This window comes from Enterococcus sp. DIV1094, from assembly GCF_017316305.2.
Lineage (GTDB): Bacteria > Bacillota > Bacilli > Lactobacillales > Enterococcaceae > Enterococcus_B > Enterococcus_B mangumiae.
The window spans coordinates 1657481-1679217 of the sequence record NZ_CP147250.1; the positions used below are offsets into that span (position 1 = coordinate 1657481).

The following is a 21737-nucleotide window of genomic DNA, read 5'->3' on the forward strand; positions in this document are numbered from 1 at the left end:
GTAAATAAACAGAAGAACCTTGGGAATCCGTTGAACAGATTCGCGAAGGCTTCTGTTAGGAAGATGGAGGTGAGTGTTGTGCAAGGAGCTGACCTTCAACATTAAGCTAAAAAATCGTAAAATATGAGGAGCTATTTTTAAATTTTCTATCTTACTGTTCAGGTCAGACCGCTCCTCTTACAACCTAGATAAACGGTGTTCGAAAGCCAGCTCCTTCAATAGTAAGCCAAAACGTGAAAAAATATGAGGAGCTATTTTCTCACGTTCTGTCTTACTACTTGGAGCTTAACGGCTTTCTCACAACCTCTTACTCAATACCTCTTTCTCATATTGTAAGACTTCTTGGTACCAGTCCATACCTACTGGGACATTGTTGATTTCACAGAAGTAATTCCAAACGTCTGCGTACGGGAAGTCTTTTAATTCTTCGGTGAAGGCTATACGTTTGGTGAAGTCGAAGTTGCGTTCGGCTTCTTTTAATTCTGCGATTGGTTCAAGCATCGCTTTCAGTAATGATTTTTGTGTATTTCTCGTACCGATTGCCCAAGCGGCGATCCGGTTGATGGTAGCGTCGAAGAAATCAAGACCGATGGCTGTTTTTCCGAGTAAGTCGTTGCGAACTAACTCTTTGCCGATTTCTTGTAACTCGTCGTCCATGATCACGACATGATCTGAATCCCAGCGTACAGGGCGAGAGACGTGAAGCATGATTCCTTTAGAAAATAGGGCTAAAGAAGTCAGTTTGTTTGAGATGACTTCGGTTGGGTGGAAGTGGCCTGCATCTAGACAAATCAGTTTGTTACGTGTCAATCCATAGCCCATATAAAATTCATGTGAACCAACGGTGTAAGCTTCTGCACCAAGCCCAAATAATTTAGATTCGACAGCATCTTGTGTATATTCTTCATTGATTTCTTCTGAGAAGATCTCATCTAAAGATTCCATCAGGCGTTGGCGTGGAGACAGACGATCGATTGGATTGTCTTTCATTCCGTCAGGCATCCAGAAATTATCGATACATGTTTGACCGATTTCTTTCCCCATATACTCGGCGATTTTACGAGCGCGTTTCCCATGCTCGATCCAGTAATCTCGAACTTCTTTGTCTGGATGAGCAAGTGTCAATCCGTCTTTCATCATTGGATGAGAGAAGAAGGTTGGATTGAAATCAAGTCCTACACCTTGTTCTTTTGCCCATGCGACCCATTTCTCGAAATGTTTTGGCTCAATTTCATTCAAGTCGACTGGTTCATCTGTATCTAAGTACATGGCATGTAAGTTCAATTTGTGCTTGCCGGGGATCAATGAAAATGCTTTTTCTAAATCTTGTCGTAATTGTTCAGGCGTATGTGCGGCACCTGGGTAATTACCAGTCGCCATGATACCACCCGTCAACTCTCCATCTGGTGTTAAAAATCCTTTGACATCATCGCCTTGCCAGCAGTGCATCGAAATCTTTACTTCTGCGAGTTTTTTTAGGACGGCTTCTGTATCGACACCGATACTCGCATATTTTGCTTTGGCTTCTTCGTAACGCTCTTTGACATTCATCATGATTCAATCTCTCCTTTTATATTAAAAATTCTTTATATCTAGCTAGTGCCTGTGTCATTTCCTCTGTGTGTCGAGGGTGGAACGTGGTTAATGAAACGGAATCTCTGATTGCTTCACGTGCAAGTTGCAACGTGCCATAGCCCTTAGTAGCAATCATTTGGACCATGAGATTGCCAATAGCAGTCGCTTCATCTGGTCCTGCTTCGACTTCGATATTGCAAATATCGGCTGTCAGCTGATTGAGGAAGGTGTTGTTTGAACCCCCACCGACAATGTGTAATTTATGAAATTCTTTTCCGGTGATTCGTGCTAAGTTCTCTAGTTCGACGGCGTAGCACAAAGCCAAGTTGTCATAGATACAACGAGCCAGCTGACCAGGGGTTTGTGGAATTGTTTGGTTTGTTTCTTTACAATAATCTTGTAATTCTTGAATCATATTTTTAGGGTTCAAGAAGCGTGGATCATTGACATTGATCAACTGTTGGAAAGGCGCTTCTTGTGCGGCCATTTCTGCTAATTCAGCAAAGCTGTAGGCGCCATCTTGCAGGCGGGCTACTTCTTGGATCAACCACATCCCCATGATATTTTTTAGGAAGCGAATGGTTCCTTGGACGCCCCATTCATTTGTAAAATTAGCATCAAAAGCTTCTTTCGTGGAAATCCCTTCAGGAATCTCCACGCCCATCAATGACCAAGTGCCAGAACTGATGTATGCCCAATCTTTGCCAGTTGCTGGTGTGCCGACGACTGCTGAAGCTGTGTCGTGAGATGCAATCGTGATAAAAGTGGCTTTTGGCAGATCATATTTAGGAAATTGTTCTGTTTGCAATTCTCCTAGAATCTGTCCTGGTTCTGTGATCCGCGGGAAAAGCGTATCATCGATACCTAAAACGGCTAAAATATCGGGGTCCCATTTCCGCATTTTTAAGTTCAGGAGCTGCATGGTCGAAGCATTTGTTTTTTCAGTGACCGCTTTTCCTGTGAACAGATAGCCGAGTAAATCGGGCATCAATAATAAGCGATGGACATTTGCTAACGTTTCCTTTTCTTCAACGAGTAATTGGAAAACTGTATTGAATGGTTGTAGTTGGATGCCTGTTTTTTGATAGAGTTTGTCTAGTGGCATCTTTTGGTCAAAGTGCGCAATTGCTTCTTTCGTGCGGTCGTCCCGATAGCTCGTCGGTGCTTCGAGCAAATTGCCATCAGCATCTAATAAGCCATAGTCAACGCCCCAAGTATCGATCCCTACATAACATTCGGTGATTCCTTGTTGCTTGGCTTTTTCAAATCCTTTTAAGATTTCTGTGACTAAATGTGTCAATGGCCATTTTGCGACACCATCGACTTTTTCAAATCCATTTTTGAAGCGATGGACTTCCTGTAACTCAAAATTGCCTAATTCGTTCAGATTGGCATGGATCAAGCGACCGCTAGAAGCGCCAATATCGATTGCAAGATAATTCATCAACATTCCTCCAGTTTATTTTTGTCTAAATCATTGAAAGCTAGGCTTCATTTGGGAGCGGATCCTTTTTAAAAGCAAGGAGAAGAAAAAGAATACCTAACCCGGTCATCAAAATACAGCCATTGATAAAGATATTTTGTAAGGCATCCGAACCGATACCAAATGTTTCCAATAATTGATGACCATACGGCGAAACAAAATTGCCGATATTTGCTAAAACGAGAATAAAAGAAGTGGTACTTGCTTTTGCTGACTGTGGCACTAAACGAGTGGCATCGTTGAAGATGTAAGGAACAAATAAGGCAAATGCGATACCATTGAGTGCTGCCCCTATACCGATCATCCATAAATGATTGGCTGTCAAGATGAGGAACAAGCTTGCTGCCATGATGAAAAAAGAAATGGGTAATGTCCAACGCTTCAATCCTTTGTAAATCAAACCGAATAAGAAGCCAGCGACCATATTTGCGATCTGCATAAAGGAAAGAAGTGTGCCTGCATCTGATTCTGTTCCGAGATTTTCAGTCACGATGAACGTAGAAAGTTTGACGACAACGATCATATAGAAAATGCAGAGAAAGAAAATCAAAATGCCATACATGACGGTAGTAGGTCGAAGTGTGCCTTTTGCTGCTGTTTCTTTTTCAGAACTAGTAGTTTCTTTTTTCTTTGACGGTTCGGGTACAAAAGCCATAAATAAGAAGATGATCGGGATGGTGATCAAGTAAACTAAGAATGCTTTTTGCCAGCCAAAAGTAAGAAGACGTCCGGCAGTAAAGGTCATGACCGCAGCTCCGAGACCTTGAAAAGCGGATTGGAAACCAATCAATGTGGCGGCTTCTTCGCCTTCAAAAAACTCACTGATCATACTAACTGCCAACGAATTGAATAGACCAAATCCAGCGCCTAATGCTGCGCGAGAAATCATCAATAAGTAAAAATTGGCTGTGAAGACAGGCAATACGCCAGCAACGCCAGCGAGCAGTAATCCGAGCAAGACTGTTTTCTTTTGTCCAATGCTTTTTGCGATCAAACTACTTAAAGCAATAAAAATCACGACGGTCAGTTGAGGGATCGTCATCAGTAGTTCGACAGAAGAAGCGGATTGGTCATTGAAGTAGCCCAACATCATCGGTAAAGCGGAAGCAATCGCGGTATTTGACGTTAAGACTAAGGAAATGGACAACAGCGACAGTTTCATCAACCAGGTCTTTCTCATAGCTTGTTCCTCCAGATGAAGATGTATTTGTTGCACTCATCATATCTTGTAACCCTTTTCACAACAATGTCAGTATGTTACTATATTGGTGTCAAATTTACATATAGAGGGGGAGGAATATGAATCCATACGTGCAAAAAATCTTTATGCCGTTTACCGCAGAAGAGTTAGAGCAACAAAAGACAGGACAATGGATCAAGGAATTTGAAGGAGAAAATTTAGACGAACAAGACCAACAATTTAAATTAGACGACCACCATCTTTTCCAAGAAAACAATATTTTGATTCGACAACATCGACGCTTCGCTCATTATCCACTACATTCTCACCATTTTTTAGAATTCAATTATATGTATTCCGGTACTTCCGAACAGATCGTCAACGATTTGCCTATCACGTTGAAAGAAGGACAATTATTACTTTTAGATACGAATAGCCGCCATGAATTATTGCCTTTAGGTGAAAAAGATATCTTGCTGAATTTCTTATTCAAGACGAATGATATCAACATCAATCTTCTTAAAAAAATCGATAATCGGAGCGGGGGCTTGACCTATAATTTTTTAATGAACGCAATCTTAGAACCCGGCTATAACGAAACCCATCTATTGCTACATTTAGCAAAAGAACCTGAGATCCAACTCACACTGGATCAAATGATTTTAGAATATTTTTCCCAAAAGCATTTAGGCAATGAAATCATGAATGCTTTTTCTCAAGTGTTATTTTTACAGCTTTCTAGGGTGTATCATTCGCAATTAGCAAAAATCTATAAAAAAGATGGACAAAGCAATTTGATGATCAAGATTTTGCAACGAATCGAGAGCCAATATCAAACATTGAACCTCAAAGAATTAGCAGAAGAATTAGGCTATAACCCAAATTATTTGTCTAATCTGATCAAGCAACAGACCGGTAAATCTTTTAAACAACTGATCACAAATCAACGGTTACACGAAGCGCATGATCTGATTCTATCTACACGTTTTTCAATCGAAGAAATTGCGACCAGTGTCGGTTTTTCCAATAAGACTCATTTTTACAAAAAGTATCGAGAATACTTTGGTGACACACCGATTGCCGTTCGGAAACGTCGTTGAATATCATATATACATAAAAAGCCAACTGCGAAACACTGATAAAGCGTGAATCGCAGTTGGCTTTTTTTATTTGTTAAAAGTGATTTATTTCAACTTAGCTAAAGCAGCGGTTGGTACTTGGCTCTCATCGATCGATGTTGGTCCAGAGGTCACTCGTTTTTGACTCACTTCCGCTTTGACAAAGCTGTTTGGTTCTAATGGCGTTGGATTTTCTGAGGCAACCGTATAAGGTAATTTGATCGTTTTGCCATCTTTAGTGACAAAGGTCAATTCATAGTCGTAGGCTTTCCAATTCCACATCTTCTCTCCGCTATCACTCAACGCATCGGTCAATGGTGGTACTGTTTCTGGGACTTTTGCATAGGCCACTTGGCTGTTGTAGGTTTGATCATAATATTGATAACCTTTGTAACCACCAAATAATAACAATAAGAGAGCAATTGCTCCAATCATTTTTTTCATCTCATACACCCTTTTCTGTTGATTGATCTATCCAGATTATCGCTGATTGCTTCCTCGTTTGAAAAGCGAAAAAAGTGACAGTTTTGAAATATCACTAAAAAGTTCGGTTGTTATTTATTGGGCGTTCATTTGACAATCTGGCAAACGCTTGCTATAGTAAAAAGGAAAAATAAATAAAACCTAGATGAACGAGGTATTTTGATGAGTGTAGCAGGTATTTAATCGAGTAAGTTGAATAGCCAATAAAGCAGTAGGCTTATTTGGTGTGCTTATAGATGATACCTGTCTGAAACAATTTCCTGTAATCAAATCAAGGGGAGGACATGTCTTATTTAAGCTGTGTCCTGCCCTTTTATTCTATTTTTAGGTCTTTATTTATTTTGGAGATAGGTATCTCTTCAAGAAAAGGAGAGAATATGAATCATACAATCGAACAATTACAATTTGAACAAATCAGAAAAGAAGTGATTTCTCGAGCAATCGGCGATCACACAAAAAAACGTCTGGCAGAGATGTCCATACCGACCAATCTGCAGACGGTAGAAACAAGGCAAACAGAAACAAAAGAAGCCCGTACGATCCTAGAGAGCAATCAGCATGTGCCATTTATGGGGCTGACGCGAATTGCTGCATTGACGGATCAAGTAAAAAAAGGGTTCATACTAACACCGGCTGAATTGATTGAATACGCTGATTTTTTGCGAAGCAGTCGAATGATCACACGTTTTTTTGAAAAAAATCAATATCAGACCCCGTTACTCTATGCTTATAGCAAGTATCTACCAGATCTACAATCTGTCGAGGAACTGATTTACGAGCAAATCAAAAACCAACAAGTCGCAGACGAAGCATCAAAAAATCTGCGTAAAGTACGTAAACAGATCCAAACGATCGAAAAAGAGATCCAAGATCGTTTAACGAAGTTCTTACGTCATCCATCGAATAAAGAGATGATCCAAGAAAGAATGATCGTTCAAAAGGGTGAACATGCGACGATCCCAATCAAAGCGAGTTATAAAAATAAAGTAGCCGGAACGATCATCGAGCAATCGAATAAAGGAACGACGGTGTTTATCGAACCAACCGCAGTTGCCAAAGCAAGCGCGCAACATCAATTACTAAAAGCAGAAGCAATTGCTGAAGAATACCGAATTTTAGCTAGTTTGACTGGTGCTTTAGCTGAAAATGAACAAGCGATCGACCAAATCATTGATACAGTCACTGTTTTAGATATCATTTTCGCGCGTGGAAAATACAGCCGAGAAATCAATGGCATCACACCGATCGTCAACAAATCAGAGCGCATCCACCTGAAACAGGCGAGACATCCATTGTTGTCAGAAAAGGCTGTTCCCTTAGATTTTGATTTAGGAGCAGATTATCGCGGATTGGTGATCACTGGCGCTAATGCTGGCGGGAAAACCGTTGTTTTGAAAACTGTTGGATTACTGACGTTGATGGCGATGTTTGGCTTACAAGTACCAGCCAAAAACGGTACTGAGCTTGCTGTGTTCGATGAAGTATTCGTTGATGTAGGCGATCAACAAGATCTAGCAAATGCGTTAAGTACTTTTTCAGGACATATGCAAAATGTCGCGCAGATTTTGAACAAAGTGGGTAGAAACACGTTGGTCCTGCTTGATGAGATCGGAAGTGGGACAGAGCCGACTGAAGGGGCGGCTTTAGCGATTGCGATCATGTCCGCCATGTATGAAAAAGGTGCGTTAATGGTCGCAACGACTCATTATGGTGAAATCAAAGAGTTTGCTGAAAAGCATGAAGACTTTGTCCCCGCAGCGATGGCCTTTGACCGTGAAGCCTTACAACCGAAATACCAATTACAAGTAGGGAAAACAGGGGAGAGCCAAGCGTTGTGGATCGCTAAAAAAATGAAGATGTCTGAGACCTTGATCCAGCAAGCGCAGCAGTATCTTACAACGAAAAATTATTCAATCGAAAAACGATTATTCAAACAGAAAAAGAAAAATCAAGAAGCGCCAAAAGAGGAGAAAGTCTTATTTTCAAAAGGCGATCGAGTATATGCAACACAATTCCAAAAAGAAGCGCTAGTCTTTGAAGATACCGGTGAAGATACGATCGTGATTTTTATCGATAAGCAAAAAGAAACGGTCCTGCGACAACGTGTCGTTTTGAAAATGAGCGCAGAAGAGTTGTATCCTGTGGGGTATGAGATCGATCATTTGTTTACAGAATTCAAAGACAGAAAATGGCAACGAGACATCGATCGCGGCTCAAAAAAAGCGCAGAAAAAGTTATTGAAAGAAGCACGTCAGCGTCAGGCTGAACGAAATGATACGCTGGATAAAAAGTAAATCGTCTATTTAGATCGTTGAATGAACATGATCGGACAGTCACATATAGGGAATTAATTGGTTCATGATAGAAAATAAGGTAAAATAGATGAAATGACATGATGGGAGTTGTTAAGTAATGAATGGAGCATCTGATTGGCGAAAAGAGATTCGCACAATTCCGAATATCCTATCGATTATAAGAATTCTTTTATTGCCCTTTTATTTGTATTTTATGAGCAAGCAATCCTTCTATTTGGCTGGATCGATCATCATTTTTTCAGGAGTTACTGACTTTTTAGATGGCTTTATTGCACGAAGATTTGATCAGGTCACTGAACTGGGAAAAGTGCTTGATCCAATCGGTGATAAACTGACACAATTAGTGCTGATCATCTCAATGGCATGGGAACGACCTTATATCTGGCTGGTTCTAGTATTGTTTATTGTGAAAGAAGCGTTTATGTTGATTGCGGGAATCGTCGGGTTGCGCAAACAGATCAAATTGGATGGAGCAAAGTGGTATGGTAAATGGGCAACAGCGGTGATTTACATTGGAATAATCCTGCTGTTACTTTTCCCGAATATTCCTGAAGGATGGGTCATGGTGATATTTGGGCTCATTACGTACTTCTTGGCTCAGTCCTTTGTGTTGTATGCCTTGGAATATCGTAAAATGCTAAAGCGTAAGTGATGTATTGAAGTTACTGATGGCGCATCATTATTTGCGGTCGGAACAAACTCAAAGTAAAAGAATAGACAGAAAATCAATCGAGGTCGAAACTGACTAAGATTGATTTTTTTGTTTGATTCCAGTAGGAAACGGCGAAATTAGTTGAAAACTAGGTACTGAGATATCCAAGCATAGATGTAGCTAGGTTTCAAGAGCGAATATTTCAAGGAGTTAGGCAATATGTGGAGTTGAATTTAGACAGATAAGATTATATGATTTTGTTGTAATCTATTTGAGGAATAGGTAGTTTACAAGGTAAGTTCTCAAAACAAACGATCGCACGTACATAGGTTAAGTTTTACGATAAAAGAAAAAATTTAGAAAGGACGGTGACTGATGGAACTAACTGATATTCAATCGAGTGAGGAATACTTAAAACATTATCGGGAATTTACGGAAAAAAGTTTTTCGACTGATTATCCACTGCTAAATTCTTTTTATAAGGAACTACATACTCGTTTTTTAACTGTCGCGTCAAAAAAAGGCAGTCCCATATTTGACCAATTACGCGAATTGTTAGTGATCGATGCCCAGTTACAGATACTTTATGAAATGGCAGAATATATAGAAATGCTGAAATTTGAAATGAATGAAGAAAAAATCATCGAAATGATCAAGAACGACAGCCAATCTTATTATAGAGAACGAGTAGGCCTAACGAAAAAAGATCCGATTCCACGTGGTTTGATTTATCTGAGTGAAAAATAAAAATCAATTTTACTTATATGATTCGAGGTATTCAGGTCTACGTAGATCCGACATAGCTCCAATGCATAGCATCAGCGATTGTTTTCGACCTAATCTTGTGATGATCACCAGATATTCTGAGATAGATTCAACGACAAATAGGAGGTTATGACAGAAGTTCTTAGCCCCGAAAGAAGCATGAAACCCGAAAATTGTTCTTCAAATTTTGGAGTTTCATGCTTCTTTTTGAAGGAACTGCTTCTGTCTTTCTCCCTTTTTGTCATATGAATCGCTTGTTTTTTAGCAGTAATGAAAGCGATGATCACTACCGCCAAATAATCGTTGGCTCTTCAGGCTGCACGAGTCTCTCGCTTTCTGATAAGAGGAAATCTACCGCAGAGGCGCCAATTTTTTGAGGAGCGAAGTCAATGGTCGAAAACGATAAGATCTCACTATAAGGTAGATTTCCTTCGCCAATGATCGTGAAATCTTTTTTATGGATGAAGCCGGCTTGTTTCATGCCAAAAATAACTCCGGCCGCCGTGTCATCACCATTGACATAGATCACCTCGGGAATAGAGGATCTAGCAGAAATTTCTGCTGCTAATGCTCGCCCGTCTTCATAGTTTTCGATCGTAGTGAAGTAATGTTCGCCTTCGATTGCTTTGCCAAAATAAGCTTCATAAGCAGCCAATTTATTTTTGGTTGTCTGGCTTTGGTCAGCGCTGCGTTTCGTGGTAAACATGACCTTAGAGATTCCACGAGTATGCAAAGTGGAAAATAATTGATCATAGGCTTTTTTTCGGTCTGGATAAATCATCGTTAGTTCTTCATTGTCCATTTTTTCAGTAGAGACGATTTTCCCTTTGAAGCGAAGCGGTTCGAGTAAATGATCATTTTTTGTTCGTGAGGTCAGTATGAGTCCGTCGATCATTTTTTGCTCTAGGAGTGTGTAATAATTGCTTTCTGTTTCTTCTTCGTAATAAGTAGGGAGTAATAATACTTGATACCCTTTACTTTTTGCCTGATACAAAATACTGTCCACTAGTTGACTATAGCAAGAACTATTGTAAGGTAAGGTGACTCCTAAAGTAAACGTTTCTCCTTTACTTAGCTTGACAGCATTGCCGTTCACTACATATTTTGTGTCTTCAATGACAGTTTGGACTTTTTTTCTCAACTCACTGGATACGTAGCGGTCATTGTTGAGTACTCTTGAAACAGTTGATTTGGATACGCCAGATATTTTTGCGATTTCTCGAATAGTAACGATGGGGATTTCCCTCCTTTTTTCTCTTGACTTGGGACGCGTCCCAGTAGGTATACTTGGTTTGAAAGGTGGTAATAAAATGTCAATCAAAATGATAGCAGTAGATATGGATGGAACATTTTTGAATGATCAAAAAAAATACAATGAACCTCGATTCAATCGACTTTTTCAACAATTACAAGAGAAAGGCATACGATTTGTTGTAGCAAGTGGCAATCAGTACTTTCAGTTGCGTTCTTTCTTCCCTGAGCTTTATAAAAGTATAGCATTCGTAGCCGAAAATGGGGCAAATATTTTAATTGGTGAAGACCATGTGTACAACGCAGAACTAAGTCACGAAAAGATCGTGCAGACGTTAGACGTGTTGGAGGAATTAGCGCCAATGAACTTGATTTTATGTGGAAAACAGAGTGCATATATCTCAAATACGGTGTCTGAAGAATTATTTGAACGTGCAAGTTTTTACTACCCGCAGCTAGAAAAAGTAGCGGATTTATATGCGTTGACTCAAGAGAAAGATACGATCTTCAAGTTTGCTTTATCATTTGATGAGCAGGAAGCCGCAGAAAAACTATCAGCCTTGAAACAGTCTTTAGGTGAGGGCTTGATACCAGTTTCTAGTGGTCATGGAGATATCGATTTGATTATTCCTGGTGTCCATAAATTAAATGGGTTGCAGTTGTTAGGGGAAAAATGGGGGATCCTTGATGATGAGATCGCGACGTTTGGTGATAGTGGGAATGACATTGAAATGATCCAACAAATCAAACACAGCTTTGCCATGGAAAATGGACAACCAAAGATCAAAGAAGCAGCTTCAACGATTATTGGTTCAAATAATACAGAAGCTGTTCTTGATACGATCCAAGCAATCATAGAGGAAAGCTAAAAAATATTCTGTTAGTCTACTGGACTACAAGAAATAAGCACCACAAACCGAAATAGGTTTCTATTTTGGTTTGTGGTGCTTGTTTCTTGGAAGTACGTGGTTATTTTTTGATAATCATATTGATGGCTTGTTCCATTTTTTTTGCTTGTTCGTCGGCGCTGTTTTCTGGATGTTCCAAACAATTTTTTAAATTTTCAGCAACGATCATTCCCATCACGCGATCGATGCTAGAGCGAACAGCGCTTAATTGAGTAATGATATCGATACATTCTTTTTCGTCGTCAATCATTTTTTGTATTCCACGAATTTGTCCTTCCGTACGTTTTAAACGATTTAGGATTGTCTTATTATCAATAGTCATCATGGACCTCCAACTTAGTTTTTTTAAATAATACCCTATATAGGTATCATTTGCAAATATAGACTGTTTTTTATTTTTGGATAAAAATTAAATAGTTGACAATCCAGGTTTTTTCGCGTTGAATATACCCCGTAAGGTATTTACGAGGTGGGAAAAGGAGAATATTTAATATGGCATTATTTCAATTTGGTCAATCAGTGACAACGAAGGATTTACAAGAAAAATTAAACGGGGACATTCAACTGGTGGATGTGCGATCGCCAGAAGAATACCGGGGAGGGCATATCAAACAAGCGAAAAATGTTCCTTTATATCGAATTACTAGCTATAAAGGTAATAAACAAGACCCAGTGTATGTGATTTGTCAGTCAGGAATCCGCAGTAAACAAGCGGCAAAAGAATTGAAAGAACTTGGGTATCAGGTAATCAATGTCCGTGGTGGAATGAATCAATGGCTTGGACAAAGAGTTGGAGGGAAATAAGATGAAATATGTGATCGTTGGCGGTGTCGCCGGTGGGATGTCTGCGGCTACTCGGTTAAGACGTTTGCAAGAAGATGCAGAAATCATTGTTTTTGAAAAAGGTTCGTATGTTTCTTTTGCTAACTGTGGTCTTCCGTATTATCTTTCTGGGGAAATCAGCGAAAGAGAAAACTTATTGATCCAAACCCCCGAAAGTTTAGCTGCACGCTTTCGCTTAGATGTACGCGTGGAACATGAAGTGACAGCGATTTTTCCAGAAACAAAAGAAATAGAAGTTTCTCATGGAGGAAAATCTCATAGAGAATCGTATGACGCTCTTTTGCTTTCTCCAGGAGCTAAACCTTTTATTCCAGAAATCACAGGTTTATCTGAAGCAAGAAATGTCTTTACTGTGAGAAATGTTCCAGATGTTGATGCCATCATGCAAAAATTAAAGGAACACCCCCGTAAAGCAGTAGTTGTCGGTGCAGGTTTTATTGGGATCGAAGTTGCAGAAAACTTAAAAAAACGTGGCCTTGAGGTAACGATCGTGGAACGTACACCACAAGTCGTACCGACGCTGGATGAAGAGATGGCTTGTTTTATACAAAAAGAACTAGAACGTAATGATGTTCAGGTTTTGACTGATTGTTCCGTTACTCGTTTTGAAGAACAAGGAAATGTGCTTCGTTTAGCAAACGGTGAAAGTTTAGCATCCGATTTGACGATTCTTTCAGTCGGTGTTCAACCGGAGAGTCGTTTGGCTGAAATGGCTGGCTTGAAACTAGGATTACGTGGGGGCATCGTCGTAAATGAGCATTATCAAACGAGTGACCCTGACATCTATGCAGTAGGCGATGCGATTCTCGTAAAACATCAAATCACGAACGAACCTGCATTGATCTCATTAGCTTCGCCTGCAAATCGTCAAGGCAGACAAGTCGCTGATAATATGGCTGGGCATCCAAGGATCAATCAAGGAAGCCTTGGGACTGCGATTGTTCGAGCATTTGATCAAACCGCTTCATCAACCGGAATCAATGAGCGCCAAGCAAGAGCAGCAGGTTTATCGTTTCAAGTAGTTCATGCTTCAGGGAAAGACCATGCTGGTTATTATCCTGATGCGACGGACTTGTTGTTAAAATTGGTCTTCAATCCACAAACTGGGGAGATTTATGGTGCCCAAGGAATCGGTCAAAAAGGTGTAGATAAACGAATCGATATTCTTGCTACAGCTATTAAAGGGCATTTGACGGTCTTCGATCTTCCGGAATTAGAATTATCTTATGCGCCACCTTTTGGTTCAGCGAAAGATCCAGTGAATATGTTAGGGTATATCGCGATGAACGTCATCGAAGGATTGAGTGAGATGGTGCAGTGGCATGAGTTACCAACTGAACTAGCGCAAGGTAAACAATTACTTGATGTTCGAAATAAAGAAGAGTGGCAAAAAGGGTATTTCCCAGAGGCAGTTCATATTCCTTTATCAGAACTACGTCATCGTTTAGGCGAGTTGGACAAAGCGCAAGAATATATTGTTAGCTGCCATAGTGGGTTGCGTAGCTATTTAGCAGAAAGAATCTTGAAACAAAATGGTTTCACTGTAAAAAATCTAGATGGTGCCTTTTATCTATACCAAGCAATCCGGCCAGAAGAATTAAGTTATCCTCAAGCATAGCATTTTTTTGGTAGCCTATCTGTCCTATTCACATTTATTAGACAAATCAAGTCAATTGTTTATAGGCCGTTCCTTTGTTTTTTTCTATAATAAACAATTAGTGAAAGCGAAAGGAGAAGGCAGGTATGCACAAAACAAAAGTATTTTTAACTGTGTTAGTTGCCAGTAGTTTTTGCCTCTGTCAGGAGGTACGTGCAGAAGAAAGTCCTCAAGTGGCAGAAACGAGTGAGTCACAGGATGTCGCTAATCAGTCCCTAAGCTCGACAGAAGCATCTCTTGCGGAAACTGAGCCGGAAGCTTCATCCGAGGAAAGAAGTCGTTTGGCGGATTTGGAACAACATCGTAAAGAAGTCGAAGAGACATTGGATCAAGCAAAGAAACAGTTGCTCGAAAGACAAGAGGAAATCGATCAAGTAATACAGGATCTAGCGACACAAGCAGAGAATGATCGTGATCAATTGAAAGAAAAATTAGCTGAAAGTCGCGCAAAAGCGGAAGCGGCGAAACAGAAAATCGAGACAGCTACCCAAAAAGCAAACGAAGTGCAGACCGAGTTGCAAGATTTAGCAACCGCTACTGTTACTTCATTGGATCAAACGCAGGCGGATATTCGAGCTGCAAGTGCGGAAATCCATGAAAAAGCAACAGAAGCTCAAGAGGCAATGGCTGATTTTGAAACGAGAAAAGCAGATATATCTGCCAGTATCCAACGAATCAAGTCGACCTTGAGTTCTGCTGGGGAACGGTCGGTTCAGGCGGGAACTGTTGCTGAAACGCAAACCAAAGAAGTGGAACAACAATCTGCAAAGACATTACCTAAAACGAATGATCGGCAGATAGGTTATTTGCCTCTAGTAGGAAGTATGTTGCTTCTTGTTGCTTTTGTCGGTGCAGTTTATAAAAAAGAGTTTGAGTAAATGTAGTGGCCCTAAAAGTTAGACTAAAAATCTAATTTTTAGGGGGATTCCATAAATCTCGAACTCTTTTTTATATTTAATTATTTGATAGAGTTTATATTTAATTATTGGTCTATATCATAAATGTAGGTTTGGAAATAAGTTTACATATGTTTGTTCGTTGTTTGCGCTAGTTTTATTTGATTTTTAGTGGGTGTGAATTTCTTCTTCCTATTTTTGTTCATAAATGGTATACTCGTTTTGTTGTTTTTTTAGATATTTTCTAGAAAATTTTCAAAAATAAGAAAAGCTTTTTTAAGCAAGAAATAGGAGTGGGAGAATGAAAGCATATATGCAACGAATGGGTCGATCATTGATGTTACCGGTAGCTGTGTTGCCAGCAGCTTCTTTACTTGTTGGGATTGCCAACTGGTTAGTAGGGGTAGGTATCAGTAATGTAGGAACGACTTTCTTGATGAATGCGGGATTGGCGATTCTTAACCACCTTGCCTTATTATTTGCGGTGGGTTTGGCATTAGGTATGTCAAAAGATAAAGACGGTTCAGCTGCTTTGGCGGGATTGGTCGCTTACTTGATACCACAAACTGTTTTATCTGCAGATTCAGTACAAGGTTTATTACAGTTAGGAGATATAACTGAAGTCAATCCAGCTTTCAATACAATGGACAACAATGTATTTGTAGGGATCGTCGCCGGTCTAGTAGCTGCTGCGATGTATAACCGATTTAGTCAAGTGAAACTACCGATGGCTTTATCATTTTTTAGTGGCAAACGATTAGTGCCGATCATGTCGGCTTTAAGTATGTTAGTGATTTCTGTTGTTTTATTATTTATTTGGCCGAGTGTTTACGATGTGCTTGTTTCCTTCGGTCGAGGAATCTCGCAATTAGGTTTTGTTGGTGCGGGCCTTTATGGGTTCTTTAACCGTTTGTTGATTCCAACAGGCTTGCATCATGCGTTGAACTCTGTTTTTTGGTTTGATGTGGCAGGAATCAATGATATCGGTAATTTTTTAGCAGGCCAACAAGCTTTAGATAGTGGCACAGCAGTGATTGGTCAAACAGGTATGTATCAAGCGGGCTTTTTCCCAGTCATGATGTTTGGTTTACCTGCTGGAGCATTCGCTATCTACCAAAGTGCGCGCCCAGAAAAGAAAAAACAAGTTGCTTCCTTGATGCTTGCTGCGGGTTTTGCCGCATTCTTCACAGGCGTGACTGAACCTTTAGAATTTTCATTTATGTTTGTCGCATGGCCATTATATGTCATCCATGCCATTTTTACGGGTATCTCATTAGCAATCAGTGCCTTTTTCCATTGGACAGCTGGCTTTGCTTTTAGTGCCGGTTTTGTCGATTACTTTTTGTCATTGAAGAATCCAGTCGCTAACCAGCCACTGATGTTGATCCTTCAAGGGATAGTTTTTGCACTGATCTATTACTTTGGTTTCCGCTTTGCAATCAGTAAGTTCAACTTGATGACGCCTGGAAGAGAAGCCTCTCTTGGAGAAGAAACGCCAGATTTAGCTCCTAGTGAAAATGACTTTACTCATCTAGCAAGTAAGATTTATGAAGGTTTAGGCGGTAGTGAAAATGTTGCCGTCATCGATAACTGTACGACACGATTGAGGTTACAAGTCCAAGATACAGGAATGATCGATGCAGATAAAATCAAACAGACAGGTGTCCCTGGGATGAAAATCATCGATAAAACCAACGTTCAAGTGATCGTTGGCACACAAGTACAATTTGTCGCAGATGAAATGCTACGCTTGCAACAGGGGCAAATAACACCAGTGTCTAAGAAAAAAGAAGAACCAGTAGAAGTAAAGGAGCTTCTTGATCAAGAGGTAGTGATCTATGCACCATCCAAAGGGGAAATAGTACCAATCACTGAAGTGGCTGATCCAGTATTTTCCGAAAAAATGATGGGGGATGGCTACGCAGTGATTCCGCAAACAGCCGAAGTATTCACCCCGGTTGCTGGTACGATCATCAATATTTTTTCAACCAAACATGCGGTTGGCATCAAGACAGAAAATGGCACAGAAGTCTTGTTGCATATGGGAATCAATACTGTTGAGCTGAAAGGTGAGCCATTTACGCTATTTATCAATGAAGGGCAAAAAGTAGCACGAGGACAATTGATTGCTGTAGTCGATTTGGAAATGTTAGAAAAAGCAGGTAAAAAATCAGATATCCTTGTCGTATTCACTAATAGTCAAGAAATAGATAAGTTGCAACTAGACAAACGTTCAGCAGTCCAAGCAAATGAAGTAGTTGGACAAATAGTAAAAAAAACGAATGAACAATAAAGAGTGATGACAAAAGTCGTCCGCAAAAAAGCCGAGAGACCCGAAAGCGATGTTTCAAATTTTGGGTTTCACGGCTTATTTTCTTGAAAAATCACTTTTTTGACACTGTTTGTTCGACGTTGAAAGAGCGAGTGCGTGAATACGTTAGATCAATTTAACAGCAGTTCCGCTACATGTGACCATCAACATACCATTGTCGCTACCTAATACTTCATAATCCATTTTCATACCGATGATAGCATCTGCACCTAAATCTTCCGCTCGGCGCGCCAATTCTGCAAGAGCTTCTTCTCGAGCAACTAATAATTCATCTTCATAACTTTTTGAACGTCCACCAAAGACATTGCGAAATCCCGCACCGATGTCTTTTAAAACGTTGATCCCTGTGATAACTTCACCAAAAACAATCCCTTGATACGCCTCGATTGGGCGGTGCTCCACACTACCTGTTGTTGTAATGATCATTTTGATCACTCCTTTCTTTTAAGCAAAGTATAGCAAAGTTACAATTGAAATAGTACTTTTAGCTGTGACTATAATAAAAAAACTGATGTTGCTCATATCGCTTTATTTCATTAACCGATAAGAATGCGCTATACTAAAACTAGAACGAAAGAAACCCCTTACAAAAAAACATATCGATGTTGCAAAGGAGGAATACGAGTTGAAGAAAAGTATTTTACTGCTTTCACATAGCAAAAAAGTAACAGATGGCATCAAAGAAATGATTGAACAGATGCAACGATCCGAGGAAGTGGCCATTTATTCTCTAGGTGGGATCGAAGATGATCAAATCGGTTCTGATCCAACTAAGATCGTTGAGGCAATCAATCAATCGCCAGATTCTGATGCCTATTTAGTGTTTGCTGATATCGGAAGTGCGGTTTTGAATGCCGAATTAGCGAAAGATCTGCTTGAAGAAGCACAACAAGAAAAATATCGACTCGTCGACGCACCTTTTGTTGAAGGCGCTTTTGCCGCAGCAATCACTGCTGGAAATACAGACGATATCGAACAAATCATTCAAGAAGCACAACAATCTGGTAAGAAAGGGTGGGAATAGTATGAAGAAAATCATGAATGAACCTGGAATGATCGTAGAGGAAATGTTAGAGGGGATCGTGAAAAGCTATCCTGAGCTGGTCCATCGTGTCGAAGACTCACGTGTCATTGCGAAAAACCAAGAGCAAAAACAAGTAGGGCTTATTTCTGGTGGAGGAAGTGGTCATGAGCCTGCTCATGCTGGTTTTGTTGGCGAAGGCATGCTAAGTGCGGCGATTTTAGGGGACGTGTTTACTTCTCCTACCCCCGATCAAATCCACACAGCGATCAAAGCAGCAGATCAAGGCGAAGGCGTCTTGATGGTCGTTAAAAACTATACTGGCGATATTTTGAATTTTGATATGGCGAAAGATCTGGCAGAAATGGACGATATCGCAGTGGAACAAGTAGTTGTTGACGATGATATCGCAGTAGAAAATAGCACGTACACCGCTGGAAAACGAGGTGTAGCCGGTACGATCCTTGTGCATAAGATTCTAGGCGATGCAGCTAGAAATGGCGCTTCATTGTCTGAATTGAAAGAATTAGGCGATCAAGTCGTTGCGACAATCAAAACGATTGGCGTGGCGCTAAAAGCGGCAACAGTTCCAGAAGTTGGTAAACCTGGATTTGAATTGGCAGAAGATGAGATCGAATATGGTGTTGGGATCCATGGTGAACCAGGCTATCGTCGAGAAAAGCTGCAACCTTCAAAAGAACTAGCGAAAGAATTAGTAACGAAGATCCTAAGTGATTATACAGAAAAGCCGAAAGAAGTCGGCGTATTAGTCAATGGAATGGGCGGAACACCGTTGATGGAACAGTTTGTGTTCATCAATGATGTGTTGGGCTTATTAGAAGAAGCGGAAGTATCTGTGACTTTCAAAAAAGTCGGTGATTTGATGACTTCCTTAGATATGCAAGGATTGTCACTGACACTGATCGATTTAACGGCCACAAATTGGCAAACTGCGTTAACTAGTGATGTACAAACAATCTCTTGGTAAAGGGTGGATAAACATGAAACTGACGGTAAAAGAAATTCAAGCATGGCTTGATCGTTTTTCAGAAGAAATCAAAGAAAATAAAGCTTATTTGAGTGATTTGGACACGCCGATCGGTGATGGCGATCACGGAAATAATATGGCAAGAGGCGTAACTGCTTATGAAGAAGCTTTCCAAAAAGAGCAACCTGAAACGATCAGCGACACGTTCAAGACGTTTTCGATGACGATGATCTCAAAAGTTGGCGGTGCTTCTGGTCCGTTGTATGGAACAGCATTCATGAACTTGATGAAAGCAACAAAAGGATTAGAAAGTATCGACTCGCAAGAACAATTAGGGGAACTCATTCTTGAAGGAGCTAACGGAATCAAAACAAGAGGGAAAGCGGAGCAAGAAGATAAAACGATGTTAGATGTTTGGTTTCCTGTAGCAGAGGCACTAAAATCAGGGAATCTAACGAAAGAGATAATCGAACAAGCAAAAGCACACACCGAGGGATTGATCGCGAAAAAGGGACGTGCCTCATACTTGGGTGAACGTTCAGTCGGTCATATTGATCCGGGTGCGGCTTCTAGTGCAATCTTGTTTACTGCACTATTAGAGGTAATGGATTAACGAGATATAATTACTAGAAACAAGAGAATGGGACAGAAAACATAACACGTCTCTGTTAATAAAAATCTCCTTCAAAGCTTGAAAAATAGTTTTGAAGGTGATTTTTTTCAGTATTGTGATGATTCCTTTTCTCCTGTGGTGTCAAAAAAAGAAAGCAACATTAACGGAATCAAATACAACTCAGTCAATAATGATTTCAGAAAATGTAACGACTGGAACAAATGGAGAACCCGAAAATCTGTGTGTCATGGTATTAGCATTTGGAAATAAATGTTTTAAAAATTAACACAATTAGGCAGAAGTCACCTATCCTCTCTAGTTGGAAGATGGATGCCGTTCGGTCTGAGGGTGATCATTGGTCACTCGAAAGCCGTCAAAATAAATGTTATAATTACAGTGATGTTGAGTATGGTGCTGCAATTCCGCTGTGAAGGTGTTTGATTTAAAGAGAGTGAGTTAGCACCACAAGCAAAACTGTAAGGCTTGAAGTCATCTGTTACGATGCACATGTAACAATGATCATGATTAGAGTAAAAAAATGACATAGGCTAAAGCGAACGTCATACTCAGGAGTAAAAGAAAATTCGCCTAAATAAAAAAATATATGCTAGTAACATGTACCTTAGAAAGAGAGTAAGAGGTGAGAAAATGACGTACAATTTTTATGATGAGTATTCTATCGCACGTAATCAATTCCATAACCAACAATTCCCTTCAGAATACTTAGATGATATTTTAGTACGACTCGCTTATCATTCAAGTGCTATTGAAGGAAACACCATATCGTTACCACAGACTGTTTCTATCATTTTGTATAATACGGTTCCAGAAAGAACTTCACTACGAGAGTTGTATGAGATTGAGAACCATAGAGGTGCTTTTGCGTTAATGCTTGAAAAAGTACAAGAAAAAGAAAAGTTATCAGTATCTTTGATCAAGGATATCCATGAACGGTTGATGGATAAACTGATTGTTGATCGTGGTCGATTCAAATCGAATGAAAATGCAATATTAGGTGCAGATTTTAACACAGCTTCACCGCAGGAAACGCCGTTGTTAATGCAACAACTTGTTGATAATCTGAATTATCGTTTAGATACTGCAACGACCGAAGGTGAACAACTTGAAGCAATTTTAGATTCTCACATCCAGTTTGAACGTATACACCCATTTAGTGATGGGAATGGTCGCGCCGGCCGATTAATCATGAATTATTCTTTACTAAAAGAGGGATTTCCGCCTTTAGTGATTCAAACGGAAGATAAGGGCCAATATTTGGAGTTATTAGCTGAACAAAACGTTAAAGGGTTAACGAAGTATGCCTTTGAACAAATGGCTAAGGAAGAAAAACGACAAGAACAATTCATTGCAAAAGAAAAAGTACAAGATCACGACTTAGAGTAATAAAATTTGAATAGGAAAGAGTGTGCTCTTTCTAAGAGGTTACTTCTGCTCCCACCGTTTATTCGGTTTTGAAGTATACGTCAAAAGTGAATTTTACTTTTGTCTCAGCTGCTCTTTTTATCTTTATGGGAGGAAAAATTCACTAGAATGTTCGATACAAAAAGATCGCCTTCAAAACTAATTTTTACGTTTTGAAGGCGATTTTTAGCAGAGACCATTTATGGATTATGTCCGATCCTCTGATTGTTAAACT

20 protein-coding genes are annotated in these 21737 nt (G+C 39.9%); 13 read left to right on the forward strand and 7 right to left on the reverse strand.

Annotated elements, in window-relative coordinates; genetic code table 11:
* Positions 1-297: 297 nt before the first annotated feature.
* From rhaA to DOK79_RS08025, 3 genes are read right to left on the reverse strand one after another with little or no spacing between them, the layout of a single operon-like run.
* Positions 298-1554 carry an L-rhamnose isomerase gene (gene rhaA, locus DOK79_RS08015; protein ID WP_206855700.1) on the reverse strand — a complete coding sequence of 419 codons (1257 nt, stop codon included), beginning with the start codon at positions 1552-1554 and terminating at the stop codon, positions 298-300.
* Between the two features lie 16 nt (positions 1555-1570).
* A complete protein-coding gene (rhaB, locus tag DOK79_RS08020) occupies positions 1571-3019 on the reverse strand; it encodes a rhamnulokinase (protein WP_422392093.1) in 1449 nt (482 codons plus the stop codon).
* A 40-nt stretch (positions 3020-3059) separates the two neighbouring features.
* Entirely contained in the window at positions 3060-4238 is a 1179-nt protein-coding gene (locus DOK79_RS08025) for an MFS transporter (RefSeq protein ID WP_206855705.1), read from the reverse strand.
* 119 nt (positions 4239-4357) lie between these two features.
* Here DOK79_RS08025 and DOK79_RS08030 point away from each other — a divergent pair, with 119 nt between their 5' ends.
* Positions 4358-5338: an AraC family transcriptional regulator gene (locus DOK79_RS08030; protein WP_206855708.1), complete on the forward strand. Its 981-nt coding sequence runs from the start codon at positions 4358-4360 to the stop codon at positions 5336-5338.
* Positions 5339-5422: 84 nt separating this feature from the next.
* Here DOK79_RS08030 and DOK79_RS08035 read toward each other — a convergent pair whose 3' ends face one another.
* Positions 5423-5800, reverse strand: coding sequence for a DUF1093 domain-containing protein (locus tag DOK79_RS08035; protein WP_206855711.1), 378 nt, complete (start codon positions 5798-5800; stop codon positions 5423-5425).
* Positions 5801-6216: 416 nt separating this feature from the next.
* Here DOK79_RS08035 and DOK79_RS08040 point away from each other — a divergent pair, with 416 nt between their 5' ends.
* From DOK79_RS08040 to DOK79_RS08050, 3 genes are all read left to right on the forward strand, one after another.
* Positions 6217-8133 carry an endonuclease MutS2 gene (locus tag DOK79_RS08040; protein ID WP_206855725.1) on the forward strand — a complete coding sequence of 639 codons (1917 nt, stop codon included), beginning with the start codon at positions 6217-6219 and terminating at the stop codon, positions 8131-8133.
* A 118-nt stretch (positions 8134-8251) separates the two neighbouring features.
* Positions 8252-8806: a CDP-alcohol phosphatidyltransferase family protein gene (locus DOK79_RS08045; RefSeq protein ID WP_206855728.1), complete on the forward strand. Its 555-nt coding sequence runs from the start codon at positions 8252-8254 to the stop codon at positions 8804-8806.
* 375 nt (positions 8807-9181) lie between these two features.
* Positions 9182-9553: a DUF7006 family protein gene (locus DOK79_RS08050; protein WP_206855731.1), complete on the forward strand. Its 372-nt coding sequence runs from the start codon at positions 9182-9184 to the stop codon at positions 9551-9553.
* Between the two features lie 304 nt (positions 9554-9857).
* Here DOK79_RS08050 and DOK79_RS08055 read toward each other — a convergent pair whose 3' ends face one another.
* The gene (locus tag DOK79_RS08055) at positions 9858-10805 is read right to left on the reverse strand and encodes a LacI family DNA-binding transcriptional regulator (RefSeq protein ID WP_206855851.1); all 948 of its coding nucleotides are present in this window, start codon (positions 10803-10805) and stop codon (positions 9858-9860) included.
* A 76-nt stretch (positions 10806-10881) separates the two neighbouring features.
* On the opposite strand from DOK79_RS08055, the gene DOK79_RS08060 reads away from it, so the two are divergent.
* Positions 10882-11691, forward strand: a complete 810-nt coding sequence (locus DOK79_RS08060; RefSeq protein WP_206855734.1) for a Cof-type HAD-IIB family hydrolase — start codon at positions 10882-10884, stop codon at positions 11689-11691.
* Between the two features lie 100 nt (positions 11692-11791).
* On the opposite strand, the gene DOK79_RS08065 is transcribed toward DOK79_RS08060, so the two are convergent.
* Positions 11792-12052 (reverse strand): metal-sensitive transcriptional regulator, encoded by a 261-nt coding sequence (locus DOK79_RS08065; RefSeq protein WP_206855737.1) that lies wholly within the window; start codon positions 12050-12052, stop codon positions 11792-11794.
* A 170-nt stretch (positions 12053-12222) separates the two neighbouring features.
* On the opposite strand from DOK79_RS08065, the gene DOK79_RS08070 reads away from it, so the two are divergent.
* From DOK79_RS08070 to nagE, 4 genes are all read left to right on the forward strand, one after another.
* Positions 12223-12534, forward strand: coding sequence for a rhodanese-like domain-containing protein (locus tag DOK79_RS08070; protein ID WP_206855740.1), 312 nt, complete (start codon positions 12223-12225; stop codon positions 12532-12534).
* A 1-nt stretch (position 12535) separates the two neighbouring features.
* Positions 12536-14191, forward strand: a complete 1656-nt coding sequence (locus tag DOK79_RS08075; RefSeq protein WP_206855743.1) for an FAD-dependent oxidoreductase — start codon at positions 12536-12538, stop codon at positions 14189-14191.
* 125 nt (positions 14192-14316) lie between these two features.
* Positions 14317-15108 carry an LPXTG cell wall anchor domain-containing protein gene (locus DOK79_RS08080; protein ID WP_206855746.1) on the forward strand — a complete coding sequence of 264 codons (792 nt, stop codon included), beginning with the start codon at positions 14317-14319 and terminating at the stop codon, positions 15106-15108.
* Between the two features lie 319 nt (positions 15109-15427).
* Positions 15428-17419 carry an N-acetylglucosamine-specific PTS transporter subunit IIBC gene (gene nagE, locus DOK79_RS08085; RefSeq protein ID WP_206855748.1) on the forward strand — a complete coding sequence of 664 codons (1992 nt, stop codon included), beginning with the start codon at positions 15428-15430 and terminating at the stop codon, positions 17417-17419.
* Between the two features lie 144 nt (positions 17420-17563).
* Here nagE and DOK79_RS08090 read toward each other — a convergent pair whose 3' ends face one another.
* Positions 17564-17884, reverse strand: coding sequence for a heavy metal-binding domain-containing protein (locus tag DOK79_RS08090; protein ID WP_206855751.1), 321 nt, complete (start codon positions 17882-17884; stop codon positions 17564-17566).
* Between the two features lie 199 nt (positions 17885-18083).
* Between DOK79_RS08090 and dhaM the strand changes: the two genes are divergently transcribed.
* The 4 genes from dhaM to DOK79_RS08110 all read left to right on the forward strand — a co-directional run bounded on the left by dhaM (position 18084) and on the right by DOK79_RS08110 (position 21484).
* A complete protein-coding gene (gene dhaM / locus DOK79_RS08095) occupies positions 18084-18482 on the forward strand; it encodes a dihydroxyacetone kinase phosphoryl donor subunit DhaM (protein ID WP_206855754.1) in 399 nt (132 codons plus the stop codon).
* Between the two features lies 1 nt (position 18483).
* Entirely contained in the window at positions 18484-19467 is a 984-nt protein-coding gene (gene dhaK, locus DOK79_RS08100) for a dihydroxyacetone kinase subunit DhaK (RefSeq protein ID WP_206855756.1), read from the forward strand.
* A 13-nt stretch (positions 19468-19480) separates the two neighbouring features.
* Positions 19481-20080 carry a dihydroxyacetone kinase subunit DhaL gene (dhaL, locus tag DOK79_RS08105; protein WP_206855758.1) on the forward strand — a complete coding sequence of 200 codons (600 nt, stop codon included), beginning with the start codon at positions 19481-19483 and terminating at the stop codon, positions 20078-20080.
* A gap of 648 nt (positions 20081-20728) precedes the next feature.
* Positions 20729-21484, forward strand: a complete 756-nt coding sequence (locus DOK79_RS08110) for a Fic family protein (protein ID WP_206855760.1) — start codon at positions 20729-20731, stop codon at positions 21482-21484.
* Positions 21485-21737 lie beyond the last annotated feature (253 nt).